Source organism: Polaromonas sp. UC242_47 (genome assembly GCF_044452385.1).
Taxonomy (GTDB): Bacteria; Pseudomonadota; Gammaproteobacteria; order Burkholderiales; family Burkholderiaceae_C; genus Polaromonas.
In genome coordinates this window covers 45,864-64,850 of sequence record NZ_JBIOAO010000003.1, presented here as the reverse complement: position 1 = coordinate 64,850, position 18,987 = coordinate 45,864, and the positions used below count along the sequence as shown (strand labels likewise).

Here is an 18,987-nt window from a genome sequence, read left to right as displayed (position 1 = left end):
ATCAATTTCTGAATCAAACGTCGATATTTGCAGCCCGCAAGGCATTCGCCTCGATGAACTCTCGGCGCGGCTCGACCTCGTCGCCCATCAACATGGTGAACACGTGATCGGCTTCGATCGCGTCGTCGATCTGCACGCGCAACAAGCGGCGCACAGCGGGGTCCATGGTGGTTTCCCAGAGCTGGGCGGGGTTCATTTCACCCAGGCCTTTGTAGCGCTGGCGTGCGGTGGCGCCTTCGGCCTGCAGGATCAACCAGGCCATGGCATCGCGGAAGGTCTCGACTTTTTCTTCCTTCTGGCGATCACCCTCACCACGTGTGACTTTGGCGCCTTCGCTCATCAAACCCTTGAAGGTGGAGGCCGCTTCGGCCAGGGCCGCGTAGTCGGCGCCGTGCACAAAATCTTGCGTCAACACGCTGCTCTTGACGTTGCCGTGGTGGCGGCGGCTGATGCGCAGAATCGGCTTGTCGTTGCGGGCGTCAAACTCACCGGCCACTTCAGCCGTGGGCAACTGCGCCTGCAGCGCGGCGGCTGAACGTTCAGCGTCTTCCACTGTGTCCAGGTTCAAGGCCACGCCGTCAGCGATGGCTTTGAGCGCTTCGGCGTCCATGTAGCCACGCAGACGCGCGATGACGGATTCAGCCAACTGATGCTTGCGCGCCAGTTCGGCCAGCGTGTCGCCAGTCAGCACCGTGCCCTGGCCATTGGTGGGGTCGGCGCCGGTTTGCACCACGGCATCTTTCAGCGCAATTTTCAGCAGGAAGCTGTCGAGGGCCGGGCCGTCTTTGAGGTATTGCTCTTCCTTGCCCGACTTGACCTTGTACAACGGCGGCTGCGCAATGTAGATGTGGCCACGCTCCACCAGCTCAGGCATCTGGCGATAGAAAAAGGTCAGCAGCAAGGTGCGGATGTGCGCGCCGTCCACGTCGGCGTCGGTCATGATGATGATGCGGTGGTAACGCAGCTTGGCGACGTTGAAGTCATCGTTGCCAGTACTGCCTCCGGCCTTGCCGATGCCGGTGCCAAGCGCCGTGATGAGCGTCAAGATTTCGTTGCTGGTCAGCAGTTTTTCATAACGGGCTTTTTCCACGTTCAAAATCTTGCCGCGCAGCGGCAAAATCGCCTGGAACTTGCGGTCGCGGCCCTGTTTGGCAGAGCCACCGGCGGAGTCACCCTCGACGATGTAAATTTCGCACAGCGCCGGGTCTTTCTCCTGGCAGTCGGCCAGCTTGCCGGGCAGGCCCATGCCGTCCAGCACACCTTTGCGGCGTGTCATGTCGCGGGCCTTGCGCGCGGCTTCGCGGGCGCGGGCGGCTTCAATGATTTTGCCGACGATGATTTTGGCGTCGTTCGGGCGTTCCTGCAGGTAGTCGGTCAGCAGCTTGCTGACGATGTCTTCGACCGGGCCACGCACCTCGCTGGACACCAGCTTGTCTTTGGTCTGGCTGGAGAACTTGGGCTCGGGCACCTTGACACTCAACACGCAGCACAGGCCTTCACGCATGTCGTCGCCGGTGACCTCGACCTTGGCTTTTTTGGCCAGCTCGCTGTCGTCGATGTATTTGTTGATCACCCGTGTCATCGCGGCGCGCAAGCCGGTCAGGTGGGTGCCGCCGTCACGCTGCGGAATGTTGTTGGTGAAACACAGGACTTGTTCGTTGTAGCCGCTGTTCCACTGCATCGCCACTTCGACGCCAATGTTGGTGTTCTGGTCGCTCTGGCGGTCGCCCATGGCGTGGAACACGTTGGGGTGCAGAACCGTCTTGCCTTTGTTGATGAAGTTGACAAAACCGGTGACGCCGCCGGCGCCGGCAAAGTCGTCTTCCTTGCCGCTGCGCTCGTCCTTCAGGCGGATCTTCACGCCGTTGTTCAAAAAGCTCAGCTCGCGCAGGCGTTTGCTCAGGATTTCGTAATGGAAATCGTTGTTCTGCTGAAAGATGTCGGTGTCCGGCAAAAAGTGCACCTCGGTGCCGCGTTTGTCGGTGTCACCCAGGATCTGCATGGGCGAAACCTCGACACCGTCGATTTTTTCGATGATGCGGTTCTGCACAAAACCCTTGGAAAACTCCATCACATGGACTTTGCCTTCGCGGCGAATCGTCAGGCGCAGCATTTTGGACAGCGCGTTCACGCAGCTCACACCCACGCCGTGCAAACCACCCGAGACCTTGTAGCTGTTCTGGTTGAACTTGCCGCCGGCATGCAGCTCGGTCAGCGCAATTTCAGCCGCGGACCGTTTGGGCTCGTGTTTGTCGTCCATCTTGATGCCGGTCGGGATGCCCCGGCCGTTGTCCACCACGCTGATGGAGTTGTCCAGATGGATGGTGACCATGATGTCGTCGCAATGACCGGCCAGCGATTCATCGATGGAGTTGTCGACCACCTCGAACACCAGGTGGTGCAAACCGGTGCCGTCCGAGGTGTCGCCGATGTACATGCCGGGACGTTTGCGCACGGCCTCCAGGCCTTCCAGGATCTGGATCGAACCTTCGCCGTAGCCTTCGGATGCGCCGGCCTGGTTGGAGTCGATCTTGGGCTGGAAATTGGAACTGCCCTCGCCGCCCTCACCGGAATGAACACCTTCAATTTCACGGCCGGCCTCTTTGGGAGTGGCATCGCTGGAGTGATTTGCTTCGGTCATAACTAACTTTTCTCAATCTCTTGAATGACCCAAGCTGCTTTTGAGGGCAGATCGGGTTTTACGCTGACTGTCATTGCGGGCCGGAATAACAGGTCTTTTTTGCTTAAATCCGCATCGGCATCACGACGTATTTGAACGCCGCATTGTCCGGAATGGTCAACAAGGCCGAGCTGTTGGAGTCCGCCAGCTCGATCTTCACCATGTCCTGGTCCATGTTGGCCAGCGCATCGATCAGGTAGGTCACATTGAAGCCGATTTCGATGGCGTCACCACCGTAGTCGATGTCGAGTTCATCCACCGCTTCTTCCTGCTCGGCGTTGTTGGACGCCACACGCAGGGTGCCGGGTTCGATGTTCAGGCGCACGCCCTTGAACTTCTCGCTGGTCAAAATGGCGGTGCGCTGCAGCGAGGCCAGCAGCGGCACGCGGCCCAGGGTGACGATGTTTTTGTGGTTCTTAGGAATCACGCGGTTGTAGTCCGGGAATTTGCCTTCGACCAGCTTGGTCACAAACTCCATGCCTTCGAAAGAAAACTTGGCCTGGTTGCCGGCGAACTGCATCTCGATCGCGCCTTCTTTGTCGTTGAGCAGACGTTGCATTTCCAGCACCGTCTTGCGCGGCAGGATCACTTCCTGGCGCGGCACTTCAACGTCCAGCGTGGCCGACGAAAAGGCCAGGCGGTGGCCGTCGGTGGCGACCAGGCTGAGCTGTTTGCCTTCAGCAACAAACAAGATGCCGTTGAGGTAGTAACGAATGTCGTGCACCGCCATCGCAAACGAAACCTGGTTCAGCAGCTCTTTCAGGACTTTTTGCGGCACCGAGAAGCTGGGGCCGAAATTGGCGGCTTCCTGCACCAGCGGAAAGTCTTCGGCCGGCAAGGTCTGCAGCGTGAAACGGCTTTTGCCGCCTTTCAGGATCAGCTTGTTCTGCGCCGACTCCAGCGACACGGTCTGGTCGCTGGGCATGGAACGCAGGATGTCGATGAGTTTGCGCGCACCCACGGTGGTCGTGAAGTTGCCGGTGTCGCCATCCAGCTCGGCCGTGGTGCGGATCTGAATTTCAAGATCGCTGGTCGTCAGCTGCAATTGCGATCCGGTTTTGCGGATCAACACATTGGCCAGGATGGGCAAGGTATGCCGGCGCTCCACGATGCCTGCAACCGATTGCAGAACTGCCAAAACTTTATCCTGAGTAGCTTTGAGAACGATCACTGTCTTAACCTCTTATTTCTTTAATTCAAATTAGTAGTAGTAGATAAGGGCAGCACCCATCTGTGGACAGGTCTATTTTCTTCTTTTTGATCAAGGACTTGGCGTTTGTTTAACCTTGTGGTCAGACGACGCCTTAACCCTGCTGTCCGGTATGAACAACTTTTGGAAATCCAGCCTCGCTGTGGATAAGCCATCAGTTCTTCAAAAGTTGTCCCCATGGTTGTCAGGCAGGCCTGGAACCGGGGGAAAGCGGCTGAAACATGTGTCATGTCAGCCTTTCAGGGTTTGTTCCAGCACATGTAATTGCTGGTTGAGCTCGGTCATCTGCTGGCGCTCGGCCGCCATTTTGCGCACCGCATGCAACACCGTGGTGTGGTCGCGGCCGCCAAACAGCTCGCCGATCTCGGGCAGGCTCTTCTGCGTCAGTTCCTTGGCCAGGTACATGGCGATCTGGCGCGGCCGGGCAATGCTGGCCGGGCGCTTTTTCGAATACATGTCGGCGACCTTGATCTTGTAATAGTCGGCCACGGTCTTCTGGATGTTCTCGACCGAGATCTGGCGGTTTTGAATCGACAACAGGTCACGCAACGCTTCCCGGGCCAGCTGGATGGAGATTTCCTTGAGGTTGAAACGCGAATACGCCAGGATTTTGCGCAGGGCGCCTTCCAGCTCACGCACGTTGGAACGCACGTTTTTGGCAACAAAAAACGCCACCTCTTCCGGCATCACCGTGCCTTCGGCCTCGGCTTTGCGGATCAGAATCGCCACGCGCATTTCCAGTTCAGGCGGCTCAATCGCCACCGTCAGGCCAGAGTCAAAACGTGACACCAGGCGCTCATGGATGTCCGTCAAACCCTTGGGATAGGTGTCGCTGGTCATCACAATGTGTGATTTTTTGGTCAGCAAGGCCTCAAAGGCGTTGAAAAACTCTTCCTGTGTCCTGTCCTTGTTGGCCAGAAACTGCACGTCGTCGATCAACAAGAGGTCCAGCGAGTGATAACGCTCTTTGAACTCGTCGAAAGTCTTGCGCTGGTAGGCTTTCACCACATCCGAGACAAATTGCTCGGCATGGATGTAAAGCACCTTGGCCGCCGGGTTGTCGGCCATCAGCTTGTTGCCGATGGCATGCATCAAGTGGGTTTTGCCCAGACCGACGCCGCCATAAATAAACAGCGGGTTGTAAAGCTGGCCCAGGCTGCTGGAGACATGCATGGCGGCAGCGCGGCCCATGCGGTTGGCCGTGCCTTCGATCAAGGTGTCAAAGGTCAGCGCGGTATTCAGCCGGCTTTTGAAAGGCGCACCCGGTGCTTCTTCGGGCACACCCAGCCCAACGGGCTCGGACACCCCGTTGCCTTCAAAGCTGCGGGTCAGCGGCGCTGAACGGACCACGGCTTCGCGCTGGGCCAACGCCAGTTCAAGCGGAATGCTGTGGCCGGAGATTTTTTCCAGCAGGGCGGAGATGCGGCCGGCATATTGCGCACGAATCCAGTCGAGCTTGAAACGGTTGCCGACTTGAATCGTGACTTTGGACAGATCGGTGGCGACCTCGGCCACCAGTGGACGGATCCAGGCGTTGAACTGCTGCTCAGGCAACTCCTGAGCCAGATGATCTACACAGCTTTGCCACAGGTCCTGGCTGGAACTGAGAACGGATCCCTCACTCATACGCGGTTCTGGCTGGTTGGTCGCAGTAGCCAGCATGCTTTTGCTTGTGGATATTATTAAATTTTGGCACCCCGCATTGTAGTCGGCTGGCCTAGTTATCCACAAAAATCTCCCCCGGGTTTCAACCTAGTCCCAAACCGCTGTCCCCTTCTTTTTGTGTTAGCGCCAAGGCCAGCCTCTTATTTTTGAGCCTGCGTTTTCGTACACGGATGTCCGAAGAAAAACAGGGTCATTGACCAAAACAGAGGCAATCAAAAGAAATCCGTCGTGATATGAAATTAACACTTTTGAATTACTTTTTTACACTGTGAAGCCCCAAATAACAACCATGGGGACAACTTTTGAACAACCCATGACTTATCCACAGGGGAAGCCAAATAGTCAAAGTTGTTCATATCGGGGCGCTGACTTCAGCGTTCTCTCACCACATGGTTAAACAAACGCCAAGTCCTTGATCGAAAAGGAAAAAATCAAGCTATCCACAGAATGGGCCGGCCCTTACTATTACTACTATTTTGAATTAAAGAAATGAAGATAGAGACAGGGAACAACTTCCCCGCGCAAAAACTCCGGCGGCGGTCTGTCTTTTCGTACGTTCCGCGGCTCAAAAAACAAATTTTTTCGCCGTGCACGGCGAAAATTTGAGTCGCATGCCGCAAAAAAAGGGGTTTGGCGCTGGAATTTGCCTCTGGCGTAGTGACCGAGCAGACCTTTGATCTCTGTCTTTACGTCCAATGCCGGCGCTAAGCTGTTGCCAGCGTTGGGAAATCTGCGATAATCATGGGTTTCCCCGATTCGTAGCGGATTGATACTGCCTGCGTGACCTTGTTTGCCGAGTCCATTTCATGGCTTTGCGCGGGTTGTGCCGGTCTGTTGCAAGTCCTGCGGACTTGCAAAGCTGGTCGTGTTGTACGGCCACCAAGATCATTCGAATCACCCAGGGAAAGCTTTTGTAGCTAACCGGCTCGTAGGACCCATCATGAAACGCACATACCAACCTTCCAAAGTCAAGCGCGCACGTACGCACGGCTTTTTGTCACGCATGAAAACGCGTGGCGGCCGCGCAGTGATTGCTGCCCGTCGCGCCAAAGGCCGCAAACGCCTGGCTGTCTAAACCTGTTTTTGACAGGTTTCTGTTGCTTTTGAGCTGACGCTTGGCGCTAGTGCAGCGGCTTCAAACCCGTCCCCAGTTCCAGGCAGTCCTTGCCGGCGCCATAGTTGCAAGAACAACGCATTTCGCATTGCACCGCAATGTGCTGAATGTCATGAACGCGCAAACCGTGTCCGCCAAGACCCACGCAACATCTGACCTGTTTCCGATTCAGGACACATGGGTGGGGGCGATGGTGCCCAAGCGCTGGGCCAAACGTGCCGTCACGCGCAACACCATCAAAAGACAGATCTACACCGTGAGCGCTGATTTTTTGCCCCAAGCTTCCCAGGCCGCCTGGGTGGTTCGCCTGCGCCGCGATTTTTCCCGCAAGGAATTTGTCAGCGCCAGCTCCGAGGCGCTCAAACAAGCCGTTCGCAGTGAAGTGTTGGCCTTGATGCGCGCCGGAGCACCCGCGGCATGAGTGTTTTGTCCACCTTGCGCGGCACTTTGTTCAGGCTCAGCCGGCTGCCGCAAAAAACACTGGTGACCTTGGTCAAGGGTTATCGTCTCTTGCTCAGCCCCTGGCTGGGTTCGTCTTGTCGTTTCGAGCCCACCTGCTCGGCCTACTCCTTGCAGGCGCTGCAGCAGCATGGTGCGACCAAAGGCAGTTACCTCACGCTTTACCGCCTGGCGCGCTGCCATCCCTGGTGCCATGGTGGTTACGATCCGGTGCCCTCGTCGGCGCGGGACCCGTCATCCGCTCGTGTTTCCCTTTTCACCCGTCTGGTCACGCCCGTGACTTCGATCTCCTCTAAAAAGAAACCGTCATGAACGACATACGCCGCACCATTTTGTGGGTGATTTTTGGTTTTTCCATGATCCTGTTGTGGGATCAGTGGCAGGTGTTCAACGGCAACAAGGCGACTTTTTTCCCGTCGTCCGCGCCAGCGGTGAGCAGCACCGCACCAGTCGGCACGCCGGCCACCTCCGCCAGTGTGCCCACGGGTGTGGCCAGCAGCAGCGCGGTGCCTTCGGCGCAAGTGCCGGGCACGGCCATGCCAGGCGCCCTGCCCGCCACCACGCCGTCAAACACCAAAGAACATGTGGTCGTCAAAACCGACGTGTTGACCCTGACCTTTGACACCGAAGGCGGCACGCTGATCGGTTCGGCCTTCACCCATCTGAAGGACATGACGGACAAGAGTTCCGGTTTTGTCTTGCTCGACGAAAGCCCATCACGGGTGTATGTGGCCCAGTCCGGTCTGATTGCCGGCACCAGCGGCGGCAGCTTCCCGACCCACAAAACACCGATGACGGTGGTGCCCGGCGAGCGCCAGCTCAAGGATGGCCAGGACAGCCTGGAAGTCAAATTCGAATCGGCCGAGCTTGATGGCGTCAAGCTGGTCAAAACCTACACGCTCAAGCGGGGTGACTACAACATGACGGTGCGCCACGACGTGGTCAACGCCGGCAGCAACGCAATTTCGCCGCAGCTGTACCTGCAACTGGTGCGCGACGGCAACAAGCCGCCTGGCGAGTCCTCGTTTTATTCCACCTTCACCGGTCCGGCGATTTATACGGATGCTAAGAAATACCAGAAGGTCGAATTCAAGGACATCGAAAAGAACAAGGTTGATGTCGAGAAACACGCGACCAATGGTTACGTGGCCATGGTCCAGCATTATTTTGCAAGCGCCTGGATTCTTCCGGACGGCATCCCGCGCGATATTTTCATGCGCAAGGTGGACACCAACCTCTACGCCGTCGGCATGATCACGCCGCTGGACGCGGTTGCCCCCGGCACGACCAAAACCGTGAACGCCACCTTCTTTGTCGGCCCGCAGGAAGAAAAGAAACTGGAAGCCATTGCCCCCGGGCTGGAACTGGTCAAGGACTATGGCTGGCTGACGATTCTGGCCAAGCCGCTGTACTGGCTGCTGGACAAGCTGCATGGCTTTATCCACAACTGGGGCTGGTCCATCGTGGCGCTGGTGGTGTTGCTGAAAATCGCGTTTTACTGGCTCAATGCCAAGGCTTACGCCAGCATGGCCAAGATGAAGGCGATCAACCCCAAGATCATGGAGATGCGCGAGCGCCTGAAAGACAAACCTCAGGAAATGCAGCAACAGATGATGAAAATCTACCGTGAGGAAAAGGTCAACCCCATGGGCGGCTGCTTCCCCATCATGATCCAGATCCCGGTGTTTATTGCGCTGTACTGGGTCTTGCTGTCCAGCGTCGAGATGCGCGGTGCGCCCTGGATTTTGTGGATCAAGGACTTGTCCTCGCCCGATCCTTTCTACATCCTGCCGCTGTTGATGACGATGACCACCATGTTGCAAACGGCGCTGAACCCGACGCCGCCGGATCCGATGCAGGCCAAGCTGATGTGGTTCATGCCGCTGATTTTCAGTGTGATGTTCTTCTTCTTCCCGGCCGGCCTGGTCTTGTACTGGATCACCAACAACATTCTGTCGATTGCACAGCAGTGGGTGATCAACACCCGCATGGGTGTGCCGCCGCAGTTTAATTTGCCGAAGTTCAAATAAAAAAAAGGGCCGCTACCGCGGCCCTTTAACATTGCAGCTTATGCTGGCTCGCCATCACCACCCCATTGCTGCCATTGCGACCGCGCCCGGTCGTGGTGCGGTCGGCATTGTCCGCCTGTCGGGCAAACAGCTGGCGCCGGTGATTGCCGCCATTTGCGGCCGCGCCTTGTCGCCGCGCCAGGCCAGTTACCTGCCTTTCCGCGATGCGCAAGGCCAGGTGATTGACCAGGGCCTGGCGATTTATTTCCCGGCGCCCCATTCCTACACCGGCGAAGACGTGCTCGAGCTGCAAGCCCACGGCGGGCCGGTGGTGCTGCAGTTGTTGCTGGCACGTTGCCTGGAAGCCGCCGCCGACCTGGACCCGTCTAGCGGCCAGCCGCGGCTGGCCGGCTTGCGCCTGGCCCAGCCCGGCGAGTTCACCGAGCGGGCTTTTCTGAACGACAAAATCGACTTGGCGCAGGCCGAGGCGATTGCCGATTTGATAGACGCCAGCACCGAGACCGCCGCGCGTTCCGCTGCGCGCTCCTTGTCGGGCGAGTTTTCCAAAGAAGTGCATCAGTTGCTGGACCAGCTGGTGCACCTGCGCATGCTGGTCGAAGCCACGCTGGACTTTCCCGAGGAAGACATCGATTTCCTGCAAAAAGCCGATGCCCAGGGCCAGTTGGCCAGGTTGCAGCAAACCCTGGACGGCGTGATGCAACGTGCGCAGCAGGGCGCGATTCTGCGCGAAGGCATCAAGGTGGTGATTGCCGGCCAGCCCAATGCCGGCAAAAGTTCGCTGCTGAATGCCCTGGCCGGCGCCGAACTGGCGATTGTCACGCCGGTGGCCGGCACCACGCGTGACAAGGTCACCCAGCTGATCCAGATCGACGGTGTGCCGCTGCATGTGGTGGACACGGCGGGCCTGCGCGACAGCCTGTTGCCGGAAGTCGATGAGGTGGAAAAAATTGGCATTGAACGCGCCTGGACCGAAATCCAGAGTGCCGATGCCGTGCTGTTTTTACACGACCTGACGCGCCAGCACACCCCCGAGGATTTGCGCATCGCCCTGAACTACAAGGCGGCCGACACCGTCATTGCCGAAACCATCGCCGCGACCCTGCCCGCCAACACACCGGTGATCGATGTCTGGAACAAGTCCGACATGGCCCCCCCGGCCACCTTGGCCGCGCTGGCGTCGGGCGTGGTCATTTCCGCCAAAACCGGCACCGGTTTGCAGCAGCTGCGTCAGCAACTGCTGCAGGTGGTGGGCTGGCAGGCGGCGCCCGAAGGCGTATTCATGGCCAGGGAGCGCCATGTGCGCGCCTTGCGCCAGGTGGCGGCGCAACTGGTGCAGGCCGCGGCGCAGTTACATGCAAAAGTGCCGGCGCTGGATTTGCTCGCCGAAGATCTGCGCCAGGCCCAGAATGCCTTGAGCGGCATCACCGGTGAGTTCACGCCTGACGATTTGCTGGGCGAAATTTTCTCCAAATTCTGCATCGGCAAATAAACGCGCCAGTGTGGCGGCCTTGCCATGGCAGCCTGGTGTGCAATGTATCAACTGTAAACAAAAGTTAGCATCGCTTGCGACAGGCGGAGGCGGCAGCGTATCTTTCAGGCATCATGAATGCCTCCCTGCCCACCACTCTTCGTTTTGACATCCAGGGCCTGGTCGATGCGGTGACACACAGCCAGGCCAGCGACGCCTTGCGCTGCCAGTTCAGTCCGCTGCAGTGGGAAATTCTGGCCAGTTATATGCAGCCGTTTTCCATGCAGCAGGGCCAGACCCTGATCGAGCAGGGCGCGGCGGACCAGACCCTGTATTTCATTGAAAGTGGCACCATGAGTGTCCACTACGAAGATGACAAAGGCCGGGTCCGGCTGGCGCTGGTGGCCGCCGGTACCGTGATCGGGGAAGGTGCATTTTTCTCGCGCTTGCCGCGCAACGCCACGGTGCAGGCCGCCAGTGCCTGCAAGCTCTGGTGCCTGACCGCCTTGCGGTTCAAGGAGCTTGCCAACCGGCACAGCCCGGTGGCGCTGGAGCTGAGTCTGGCCATGGCCGGGGTGTTGGCCAAACGGCTGTACAACCGGCCCAAACGCGTGGCGGCGACTTGACGCTGGTTAACAAACGCTATTATTTCGATAGCTGTTTGCGCTTGCCTGATAAGGGCTACAGACCATATTTTCATAAATGATGGGCGCCAGCCACGTGGTGGCGTGGTGCGCTCGCCACCCCGCAACAGAAGAAAACAGTTTCTGACCAACCCGTGGGGGACAAGCCGCACAGGACTCAGTAAACTGCAGGCTTGGCAAGCACGACATTTTTGCAACCCCCCAATGGCTGCGTACGCAGCCATTGTTTTTGAAGCCTTAGCCCATGTCCTTTTTCAGTTGGTTTTCCGGCAAATCCCGTAGGGGCGCGAGCGTTTCAGGCAAACGTCAACCGGATGCAAGCCGCGACCCGCGCAGCCGGTCCACGACCGGTACCCGGGACCCGGCTTCTGTGCCAGCAGCTGCCGTCCCGCGCAGCACCTCCAAGTCACACCGCCATGCCCAGCGCGAACTGCTGTACACCGTGGTGCGGGAGTCCATGATCCGCGCCGGTGTTTTGTCGGCGAGTTACAAGTTCAAGGTGTTGTCGCTGGACCCGCGCGGTGACCAGTTCATGGTCATGATGGATTTGGCGCAGGCCGTCGGCGGCCACACCGAGCAACTGGCCGACATCGAGGTCATGATCGCGCAAAGCGCCAAGGCGCGTTACAACATCCGCGTGACGGCGGTGTACTGGCGCATGAACGAGCTGGTGTCGGTGGGCCGGCCTGTCACCGGCGCACAGGCGCACAGCCGCCCTGCCCCGCTGCCGCAGGCCGAGCCTGTTGTCACTGCGCCCAAGCCGGCGGCGGCGCGTTATGAGCCCATCGAGGCCGACGAGGTCGCGGCCTTCAAGCAGGCGCTGGTCGCCGCATCGGCCCGGGGCACACCGCTGGCGGCCAGCAGCGTGCTGGCCCGCAGCAGTCCGCGTTCCTACACCTTGCTGACCGGCTTTGAAGATACCGAAATGCCGGAGTCGCCAGCCCAGGCGCCTGCGCTCAGCGCCACGCAGTACGGCGAGCTGAACTGAGCCGGTTTCGGGCATTAAGAGGAAAATCGGCCTCTAGCCCAATCGCTACGGGCGCAGGAAGCTATTTATTTGATAGCGAGAAAAACGTTTCAGTGCCCGGCGAAATCCAGCAGCGTGAACAGCGGCAAGCCGGCTTCCGTCAACTTGGCAGAACCGCCCAGCTCCGGCAAATCCACAATCGCTGCGCCCTCCATGACGGTGGCGCCCAGTTTCTCCAGAAGTTTTTTACCGGCCATCATGGTGCCGCCAGTGGCGATCAGGTCGTCGATCAGCAGCACCTTGTCGCCCGGCTTGACGGCGTCGGTGTGTAACTCCACGGTGGCGCTGCCGTATTCCAGCTCGTAGGTTTCCTGCACCGTCGTGAAAGGCAGCTTGCCTTTTTTTCGTATCGGCACAAAGCCGACATTGAGTTCATACGCCACCACGGCGCCCAGGATAAATCCGCGCGCATCCAGCCCGGCCACCACGTCGGGGCGCAAGTCCTTGTCCATGTAGCGGTGCACAAACGCATCAATCAGTACCCGAAACACCTTGGGGTCCTGCAGCAGCGGCGTGATATCGCGAAACTGCACGCCGGGCGCGGGCCAGTCCGGCACGGTGCGGATGTGGCTTTTCAAATACTGGTTGACCGTCAGGTGGCTGAGCGGTGCGGGCGATTGGGCGTTCATGGGGCAGGCCTGAGAAGGTGGGGCCTTATTTTGCCTTGTGTCTGCCGCTGGCGGGCCTATCCCCGCGCAATGGCGGCGGCTTTGTCGGCGCGGCCGCGCAACAGTTTTTCTTCGGCCATCGCCAGTGCCGCCGGTTTGCCCGACAACACCAGGGTATCGCCACCGGCCAGCAAGGTGTTTTCGTCCAGAAGCTGGGTTTTGCCGTTGCTGCGCCTGAGGCTGACCACCCGCACCCCCACCGCATGCAAGGTCATGGCGTCCAGCGTTTGGCCGGCGGCGCGGGTGACCAGCGGCAGCGTCACGGTGGCCAGACGTTCCTGTTCCAGCTCGTTCACCGTGTCGTCATCGGCGCCGCGGAAATAACCGCGCAGCAGGTTGTAACGTGCATCGCGCTGGTCCTGCACCACACGGATCACGCGGCGCATGGGCACACCCACCAGCGCCAGCGCATGGCTGGCCAGCATCAGGCTGCCTTCGATGGCTTCGGGCACGACCTCGGTGGCGCCGGCGGCCTGCAGTTTTTCCAGGTCGTGGTCGTCGACCGTGCGAATGATCACCGGCACGGTGGGTGCATGGGCGCGGGTGTTGGCCAGCACCTTGAGCGCGCTGGCGGTGTCCAGGTAGGTCACGACCACGGCGCTGGCCCGGGCCAGGCCGGCGGCCATCAGGGCCTGCAGCCGCACGGCGTCGCCAAACACCACCGAGTCACCGGCGGCCGCGGCTTGGCGCACCCGGTCCGGGTCCAGGTCCAGCGCCATGTACTGGATGCCTTCGCGCTCCAGCATGTGGCCCAGGTTCTGGCCGCAGCGGCCGTAACCGCAAATGATCACGTGTTTGTCGGCATTGATGGACTTGCGCGCAATCGTGGTCATTTGCAGCGACTGCTGCAGCCATTCGCTGGCGACCAGTTTCATCACGATCTGGTTGCTGTACATGATGATGAAAGGCGTGGCCAGCATCGACAAGACCATGCTGGCCAGGATGGGGTTGAGCAGGGCCGGCGGGATCAGGCTGCTTTGTTGCGCCAGCGCCAGCAGCACAAAACCAAACTCGCCGGCCTGCGCCAGGTACAAACCGGTGCGCAGCGACACGCCGGAGGTGGCGCCCAGCAGGCGCGCCAGCACCGTGACCAGCACCAGCTTGAACACCACGGGCACGATCAGCAGCAGCAAGACCAGCGGCCAGCGTTCCAGCACGATGTGCCAGTCCAGCATCATGCCTATACTGATGAAAAACAGGCCCAGCAAGACATCGTGGAAAGGCCGGATGTCGGTTTCCACCTGGTGTTTGAACTCGGTTTCCGAAATCAGCATGCCGGCGATAAACGCGCCCAGCGCCAGGCTCAGCCCGGCGCGTTCGGTCAGCCAGGCCAGCGCCAGGGTGACCAGCAGCAGGTTCAGCACAAACAATTCGTCGCTTTTGCGCCTGGCCACCAGGGTCAGCCACCAGCGCATCACACGCTGGCCACCGGTCATCAGCAATCCCACGAGCACGGTGGCCTTGAGCCCGGCGATGGCCAGCGCCGTCAGCAACTGGTCGGGCGAAGAACCCAGGGCCGGAATCAGCACCAGCAGCGGCACCACGGCCAGATCCTGGAACAGCAACACGCCCATCACGCGTTTGCCGTGTTCGGCATCCATCTCCAGTCGTTCGGACAGCAGCTTGACCACGACGGCCGTGCTGCTCATGGCAATCGCGCCGGACAAGGCCAGCGCGGTTTGCCAGGGCATTTTCCATAAGGTTGGGGCGAGTGCGGCCAGGAACAGGGAGCCGAAGGTGGCCAGCAAAATCGTCAGCACCACCTGCAACAGGCCCAGGCCAAACACATGGCGGCGCATGGAGCGCAGCTTGGGCAGGTTGAATTCCAGCCCGATCACAAACATCAGGAACACCACGCCGAACTCGCCAAGGTGACGCACACCGTCGGAGTTTTGCGCCAGCGCCAGCGCGTTCGGGCCTATCACCACACCGACGGCGAGGTAACCCAGCATGGGCGGCAGCTTGAGCGAGCGGCAGGCGACCACCCCCAGCACGGCGGCCAGCAGGTAAAGCAGGGTCAACTCAAGCGCAGTCATGCGTGATGGTAGCTGATGAGGTCGGCGGTTTTGGGGCGAAAAAACTGTGCTTTATTGCCCCTGTTCGGCCCGTACACACGGCCCGTGTGTCTTTGCGCTCCTCTATAGAATGCGGGCATGAGCTTTGATCCCGCGAATTTTGACCCTGCGCAAGCGCTGGCGCTCGCCCACAAGACTTTTGAAATCGAAGCCGCCGCCGTGCTCGGCCTGAAAAGTCGCATCGGCCCCGAGTTTGCACAAGCCGTGCAACTGATGCTCAACTGCAAGGGCCGGGTGGTGGTGATGGGCATGGGCAAAAGCGGCCACATAGGTCGCAAGATTGCCGCGACCCTGGCCTCGACCGGCACGCCGGCGATGTTTGTGCACCCGGCGGAAGCCAGCCATGGCGACCTGGGCATGATCAAGGCGGTCGACGTGGTGCTGGCGATTTCCAACAGCGGCGAAAGTGAAGAACTCACCGCCATCCTGCCGGTGCTGCGCCGCCAGGGTGTGCCGCTGGTGGCCATCACCGGCGGCCAGACCTCGACCCTGGCCGAATACGGTAGCGTCACGCTGGACAGCAGCGTCGCGCAGGAAGCCTGTCCGCTGAATCTGGCGCCTACGGCCAGCACCACCGCGCAACTGGCGATGGGTGACGCGCTGGCGGTTGCTTTGCTCGATGCGCGTGGTTTCAAGGAAGAAGACTTTGCCCGCTCGCATCCCGGCGGCGCCCTGGGCCGCAAGCTGCTGACCCATGTCAGCGATGTGATGCGCACCGGCGACGCCATCCCGGCGGTCGGGCTGCAGACCAGCTTCACCGACTTGATGCGCGAGATGAGCAACAAAGGCCTGGGCGCCTCGGCCGTGGTCGACGATGCGCGCCGGGTGCTGGGCATTTTCACCGACGGTGATTTGCGCCGGCTGGTGGAAAAAGGGGTGGACCTGCGCGCCAGCAAGGCTGCAGATGTCATGCGCCCCAACCCGCGCACCCTGCATGCCAACGCGCTGGCCGTGGAAGCGGTGGCGTTGATGGAGCAATACCGCATCACCAGCGTGCTGGTGGTGGACCACGACGGTGTGTTGTGCGGCGCGCTGAACAGCAACGACTTGATGCGCGCCAAAGTCATTTGATATGTTGATGACTCCCCACCTGCCTGCGCTGAACTTTGCGCCCGAGCTGTTGCTGCTGGCGCAAGACGTCAAAGTGGTTTTTTTCGATGTTGATGGTGTGTTGACCGACGGCGGCCTGTATTTCAGCGAGTACCCGCCCGGCGACGCCCGGATCGCGCCGCAGGCCGACGCCCCGAGGGCGGCCGAAACCATCAAGCGTTTCAACACCCTGGACGGCCACGGCATCAAGCTGCTGCAAAAAGCCGGCATCACGCCGGCAGTGATCACCGGGCGCGACAACGCCGCCTTGCGCTCCCGCTTGCAGGCCCTGGGCGTGACACATGCGCATTTCGGCACCGAAGACAAACGTCCGGCGGCCGAGAGCACGCTGAAAGAACTGGGCCTGGGCTGGTCGGAAGCCGCCTTCATGGGTGACGATTGGCCCGACCTGCCGGTGATGCGCCGCGTCGCTTTCAGTTGTGCCCCCGCCAACGCCCATGTGGAGGTCAAGGCCCTGGCGACTTATGTCACAGAAGCGCGCGGTGGTGACGGTGCGGTGCGCGAGTTGTGCGACCTGCTGATGGTGGCCAGCGGCCGTTATGCCAGCTTGCTGCAGGAGTACACGCAGTAATGGCCGCCAGCCGCCTTGGGGCCACCGCGGGGGTCCTGCCGAACTGGCACCAGTTGCTCGACAAAATCTCGCGCGGCTGGGAGCGCACGGCCATCTACATCCCGGTGTTGCTGATGGGCCTGCTGGCGCTGGGCACCTACTGGCTGGTGAGAAACACCCCCGACGCGCTGGTGCCGGAAGGCTCCAAGGCGGTCAGCGCCGAGCCCGATTACTACATGCGCCAGTTCGGTATCAAGACCTTTGACGAAACCGGCCAGCTCAAAAGTGATGTGTCGGGCATCGAAATGCGCCACTACCCCGAGACCGATACGGTGGAAATCGACAAGGCCTTGATCCGCAGCTACAACGTGGAGGGCCGGTTGACCACTTCCACCGGCAACCGCGCCTTGACCAACGGCGATGGCTCCGAAGTCCAGCTGATCGGCAACGCGCACGTGGTGCGCGAGGCCTACCAGGACCCCGATGGCAAGGAGGTCCCGCGGCTGGAGTTTCGCGGCGAGTTCCTGCATGTGTTTGTGAACGAAGAACGCGTCAAATCGCATTTGCCGGTGGTGATCACGCGTGGCCGCGACCAGTTTGCCGGCGACAACTTTGCCTATAACAATCTGGATCGGGTGGCCGACCTGAAGGGCCGTGTGAAAGGCCTGCTGGTGCCGCGCAATGCCCCGGCCGGCGCCGCGCCCTGAATTCGCCTTTTGTTCACAGCGTGGGCGCCCGCTGGGCCGGCGCAGATGGCTTCAATCATTCAAGCAAATAAAGCGGAGGGCCCAGCATGTCCAAACTCGTTTTTATCACCGGGGCCTCCAGCGGCATCGGCCAGGCACTGGCCGTGCGATTTTTTCAGGCCGGTTACCGGCTGGCGCTGGCCGCACGCCGAACGTCCGAGGTTGACGCCTGGGCTTTGGCCCAGGGGATAAAAGCAGACAGCTATCAAGTTTATAGCGCCGACGTGTCCGACAGCCACAGCATTGTGGCGGCCGGCCAAGCCTGCCTGGCGGCCCAGGGTGTGCCCGATGTGGTGATTGCCAATGCCGGCATCAGCATAGGTATGGACACCGCGGTGCGCGAAGACCTGGACGTGATGGCGCAAACCTTTGCCACCAACAACGTGGGTCTGGCGGCCACCTTCCATCCCTTTGTCGACGCCATGACGCAGCGCGGCGCCGGAACCTTGGTCGGTATCGGCAGCGTGGCGGGCATTCGCGGCCTGCCGGGGCATGGCGCGTATTGCGCCAGCAAGGCGGCGGTGATTGCTTATTGCGAGAGTTTGCGCGGCGAGTTGCGCGCGTCGGGTGTGAAGGTGCTGACCTTGTGCCCCGGTTATATCGACACGCCGCTGACTCGGAAAAACAGGTATGCCATGCCGTTTTTGATGCAGCCGGCGGACTTTGCCGATCAGGCTTTTGCCGCGATCGAGGCTGGTGCCAGTTACCGTGTGATTCCGTGGCAAATGGGCGTGGTGGCCAAATTGCTCAGGTTGCTGCCCAATGCCTTGCTGGACAAGGCCCTCGCGGGCCGGCCGCGCAAACATCGCCAGGCCGAGCAGTAATTCGGGTTGCTATAAAAAGAGTAGCCGCCTGCGCCCGCCACATAAGGGCCGGAAAGCAAAAAGGCTTCAAAACCGGAGTCTTGAAGCCTTTTTTAGCTGTCTTCAGTCAGCGACTGAAGGGGCTGACTGGCAGGGCTTAGTAGCCGCCGCGTCCACCACCGCCGCCGCCACCGGAACGGCCACCGCCGCTACCGCCGCCGCCGTACGGGCTACGGAAACCACCGTCGCTGCCGCCACCGGAACGACCACCGCCGCCGCCGTAGCCGCCACCGCCGGAACGATCGCCACCACCGCCGTAACCACCACCACCGCCGCCGAAGCCGCCGGTGCGAGGAGGACGTGCTTCCATCGGACGTGCTTCGTTGACAACAACGCTACGGCCGCCCAAAGGCTGACCGTTCATGCCGGCGATTGCGGCTTGAGCTTCAGCATCGCTGCCCATTTCCACAAAGCCAAAGCCTTTGGAGCGACCGGTGTCGCGTTCCATCATGACTTTAGCGCTGGTGACAGCGCCAAACTGGCCGAAGGATTGTTGCAAGTCTTCGTCGCGCACTGAATATGGCAGATTGCCGACGTATAGTTTGTTGCCCATGAAGGGACTCCTCTAAAACACAATAAAAAAGCGATGGGGTCCCGATAGCACAACAAATCTTGAAACGTACCGCTGTAGCGCGCGAAACTGACCGATCACCTAACTTGTGTGGATGTTATCCACAC

17 protein-coding genes are annotated in these 18,987 nt (G+C 60.2%); 11 read left to right on the top strand and 6 right to left on the bottom strand.

Annotated features, from left to right (window positions below):
- Positions 1-13: 13 nt before the first annotated feature.
- The 3 genes from gyrB to dnaA form a co-directional block, all read right to left on the bottom strand.
- The gene (gene gyrB / locus ACHMXK_RS21950; RefSeq protein ID WP_397442807.1) at positions 14-2,641 is read right to left on the bottom strand and encodes a DNA topoisomerase (ATP-hydrolyzing) subunit B; all 2,628 of its coding nucleotides are present in this window, start codon (positions 2,639-2,641) and stop codon (positions 14-16) included.
- A gap of 103 nt (positions 2,642-2,744) precedes the next feature.
- On the bottom strand, positions 2,745-3,851 hold the full coding sequence (gene dnaN, locus ACHMXK_RS21945) for a DNA polymerase III subunit beta (RefSeq protein ID WP_318403908.1): 1,107 nt from the start codon (positions 3,849-3,851) through the stop codon (positions 2,745-2,747).
- Positions 3,852-4,121: 270 nt separating this feature from the next.
- Entirely contained in the window at positions 4,122-5,516 is a 1,395-nt protein-coding gene (gene dnaA / locus ACHMXK_RS21940; protein WP_397442806.1) for a chromosomal replication initiator protein DnaA, read from the bottom strand.
- 979 nt (positions 5,517-6,495) lie between these two features.
- On the opposite strand from dnaA, the gene rpmH reads away from it, so the two are divergent.
- From rpmH to ACHMXK_RS21905, 7 genes are all read left to right on the top strand, one after another.
- Positions 6,496-6,630: a 50S ribosomal protein L34 gene (gene rpmH, locus ACHMXK_RS21935; protein ID WP_077595646.1), complete on the top strand. Its 135-nt coding sequence runs from the start codon at positions 6,496-6,498 to the stop codon at positions 6,628-6,630.
- A 49-nt stretch (positions 6,631-6,679) separates the two neighbouring features.
- Entirely contained in the window at positions 6,680-7,090 is a 411-nt protein-coding gene (locus ACHMXK_RS21930) for a ribonuclease P protein component (protein ID WP_397443105.1), read from the top strand.
- A complete protein-coding gene (yidD, locus tag ACHMXK_RS21925) occupies positions 7,087-7,440 on the top strand; it encodes a membrane protein insertion efficiency factor YidD (protein ID WP_397442805.1) in 354 nt (117 codons plus the stop codon). The genes ACHMXK_RS21930 and yidD overlap by 4 nt, the downstream gene beginning before the upstream one ends.
- Complete coding sequence (gene yidC, locus ACHMXK_RS21920) at positions 7,437-9,158, top strand: membrane protein insertase YidC (protein ID WP_397442804.1); 1,722 nt, start codon at positions 7,437-7,439, stop codon at positions 9,156-9,158. The genes yidD and yidC overlap by 4 nt, the downstream gene beginning before the upstream one ends.
- A gap of 40 nt (positions 9,159-9,198) precedes the next feature.
- Entirely contained in the window at positions 9,199-10,647 is a 1,449-nt protein-coding gene (gene mnmE, locus ACHMXK_RS21915; RefSeq protein WP_397442803.1) for a tRNA uridine-5-carboxymethylaminomethyl(34) synthesis GTPase MnmE, read from the top strand.
- Positions 10,648-10,760: 113 nt separating this feature from the next.
- Positions 10,761-11,252, top strand: coding sequence for a Crp/Fnr family transcriptional regulator (locus tag ACHMXK_RS21910; protein WP_397442802.1), 492 nt, complete (start codon positions 10,761-10,763; stop codon positions 11,250-11,252).
- 262 nt (positions 11,253-11,514) lie between these two features.
- Positions 11,515-12,258, top strand: a complete 744-nt coding sequence (locus tag ACHMXK_RS21905) for a hypothetical protein (RefSeq protein WP_397442801.1) — start codon at positions 11,515-11,517, stop codon at positions 12,256-12,258.
- Between the two features lie 89 nt (positions 12,259-12,347).
- On the opposite strand, the gene ACHMXK_RS21900 is transcribed toward ACHMXK_RS21905, so the two are convergent.
- Both ACHMXK_RS21900 and ACHMXK_RS21895 read right to left on the bottom strand, forming a co-directional pair.
- Entirely contained in the window at positions 12,348-12,926 is a 579-nt protein-coding gene (locus ACHMXK_RS21900; RefSeq protein ID WP_397442800.1) for an adenine phosphoribosyltransferase, read from the bottom strand.
- Positions 12,927-12,982: 56 nt separating this feature from the next.
- On the bottom strand, positions 12,983-15,001 hold the full coding sequence (locus ACHMXK_RS21895; RefSeq protein ID WP_397442798.1) for a monovalent cation:proton antiporter-2 (CPA2) family protein: 2,019 nt from the start codon (positions 14,999-15,001) through the stop codon (positions 12,983-12,985).
- Positions 15,002-15,118: 117 nt separating this feature from the next.
- On the opposite strand from ACHMXK_RS21895, the gene ACHMXK_RS21890 reads away from it, so the two are divergent.
- The 4 genes from ACHMXK_RS21890 to ACHMXK_RS21875 all read left to right on the top strand — a co-directional run bounded on the left by ACHMXK_RS21890 (position 15,119) and on the right by ACHMXK_RS21875 (position 18,270).
- Positions 15,119-16,111, top strand: a complete 993-nt coding sequence (locus ACHMXK_RS21890; protein WP_397442797.1) for an SIS domain-containing protein — start codon at positions 15,119-15,121, stop codon at positions 16,109-16,111.
- Positions 16,112-16,118: 7 nt separating this feature from the next.
- Positions 16,119-16,721, top strand: a complete 603-nt coding sequence (locus ACHMXK_RS21885; protein ID WP_397443104.1) for a KdsC family phosphatase — start codon at positions 16,119-16,121, stop codon at positions 16,719-16,721.
- Positions 16,721-17,407, top strand: a complete 687-nt coding sequence (gene lptC, locus ACHMXK_RS21880) for an LPS export ABC transporter periplasmic protein LptC (RefSeq protein WP_397442796.1) — start codon at positions 16,721-16,723, stop codon at positions 17,405-17,407. The genes ACHMXK_RS21885 and lptC overlap by 1 nt, the downstream gene beginning before the upstream one ends.
- Positions 17,408-17,493: 86 nt before the next feature.
- Positions 17,494-18,270 (top strand): SDR family oxidoreductase, encoded by a 777-nt coding sequence (locus tag ACHMXK_RS21875; protein WP_397442794.1) that lies wholly within the window; start codon positions 17,494-17,496, stop codon positions 18,268-18,270.
- A 136-nt stretch (positions 18,271-18,406) separates the two neighbouring features.
- On the opposite strand, the gene ACHMXK_RS21870 is transcribed toward ACHMXK_RS21875, so the two are convergent.
- Positions 18,407-18,862 (bottom strand): RNA recognition motif domain-containing protein, encoded by a 456-nt coding sequence (locus ACHMXK_RS21870; RefSeq protein ID WP_397442793.1) that lies wholly within the window; start codon positions 18,860-18,862, stop codon positions 18,407-18,409.
- Positions 18,863-18,987: the final 125 nt, after the last annotated feature.

Excerpts from the sequence above, each read along its gene's own strand:
- gyrB (WP_397442807.1), bottom strand. The coding sequence starts at position 2,641 with ATGACCGAAGCAAATCACTCCAGCGATGCCACTCCCAAAGAGGCCGGC.
- ACHMXK_RS21890 (WP_397442797.1), top strand. The coding sequence starts at position 15,119 with ATGAGCTTTGATCCCGCGAATTTTGACCCTGCGCAAGCGCTGGCGCTC.
- yidD (WP_397442805.1), top strand. The coding sequence starts at position 7,087 with ATGAGTGTTTTGTCCACCTTGCGCGGCACTTTGTTCAGGCTCAGCCGG.
- ACHMXK_RS21875 (WP_397442794.1), top strand. The coding sequence starts at position 17,494 with ATGTCCAAACTCGTTTTTATCACCGGGGCCTCCAGCGGCATCGGCCAG.
- lptC (WP_397442796.1), top strand. The coding sequence starts at position 16,721 with ATGGCCGCCAGCCGCCTTGGGGCCACCGCGGGGGTCCTGCCGAACTGG.
- ACHMXK_RS21870 (WP_397442793.1), bottom strand. The coding sequence starts at position 18,862 with ATGGGCAACAAACTATACGTCGGCAATCTGCCATATTCAGTGCGCGAC.
- mnmE (WP_397442803.1), top strand. The coding sequence starts at position 9,199 with ATGCTGGCTCGCCATCACCACCCCATTGCTGCCATTGCGACCGCGCCC.
- ACHMXK_RS21905 (WP_397442801.1), top strand. The coding sequence starts at position 11,515 with ATGTCCTTTTTCAGTTGGTTTTCCGGCAAATCCCGTAGGGGCGCGAGC.
- rpmH (WP_077595646.1), top strand. The coding sequence starts at position 6,496 with ATGAAACGCACATACCAACCTTCCAAAGTCAAGCGCGCACGTACGCAC.
- ACHMXK_RS21910 (WP_397442802.1), top strand. The coding sequence starts at position 10,761 with ATGAATGCCTCCCTGCCCACCACTCTTCGTTTTGACATCCAGGGCCTG.
- yidC (WP_397442804.1), top strand. The coding sequence starts at position 7,437 with ATGAACGACATACGCCGCACCATTTTGTGGGTGATTTTTGGTTTTTCC.
- ACHMXK_RS21895 (WP_397442798.1), bottom strand. The coding sequence starts at position 15,001 with ATGACTGCGCTTGAGTTGACCCTGCTTTACCTGCTGGCCGCCGTGCTG.
- dnaA (WP_397442806.1), bottom strand. The coding sequence starts at position 5,516 with ATGAGTGAGGGATCCGTTCTCAGTTCCAGCCAGGACCTGTGGCAAAGC.
- ACHMXK_RS21900 (WP_397442800.1), bottom strand. The coding sequence starts at position 12,926 with ATGAACGCCCAATCGCCCGCACCGCTCAGCCACCTGACGGTCAACCAG.
- ACHMXK_RS21885 (WP_397443104.1), top strand. The coding sequence starts at position 16,119 with ATGACTCCCCACCTGCCTGCGCTGAACTTTGCGCCCGAGCTGTTGCTG.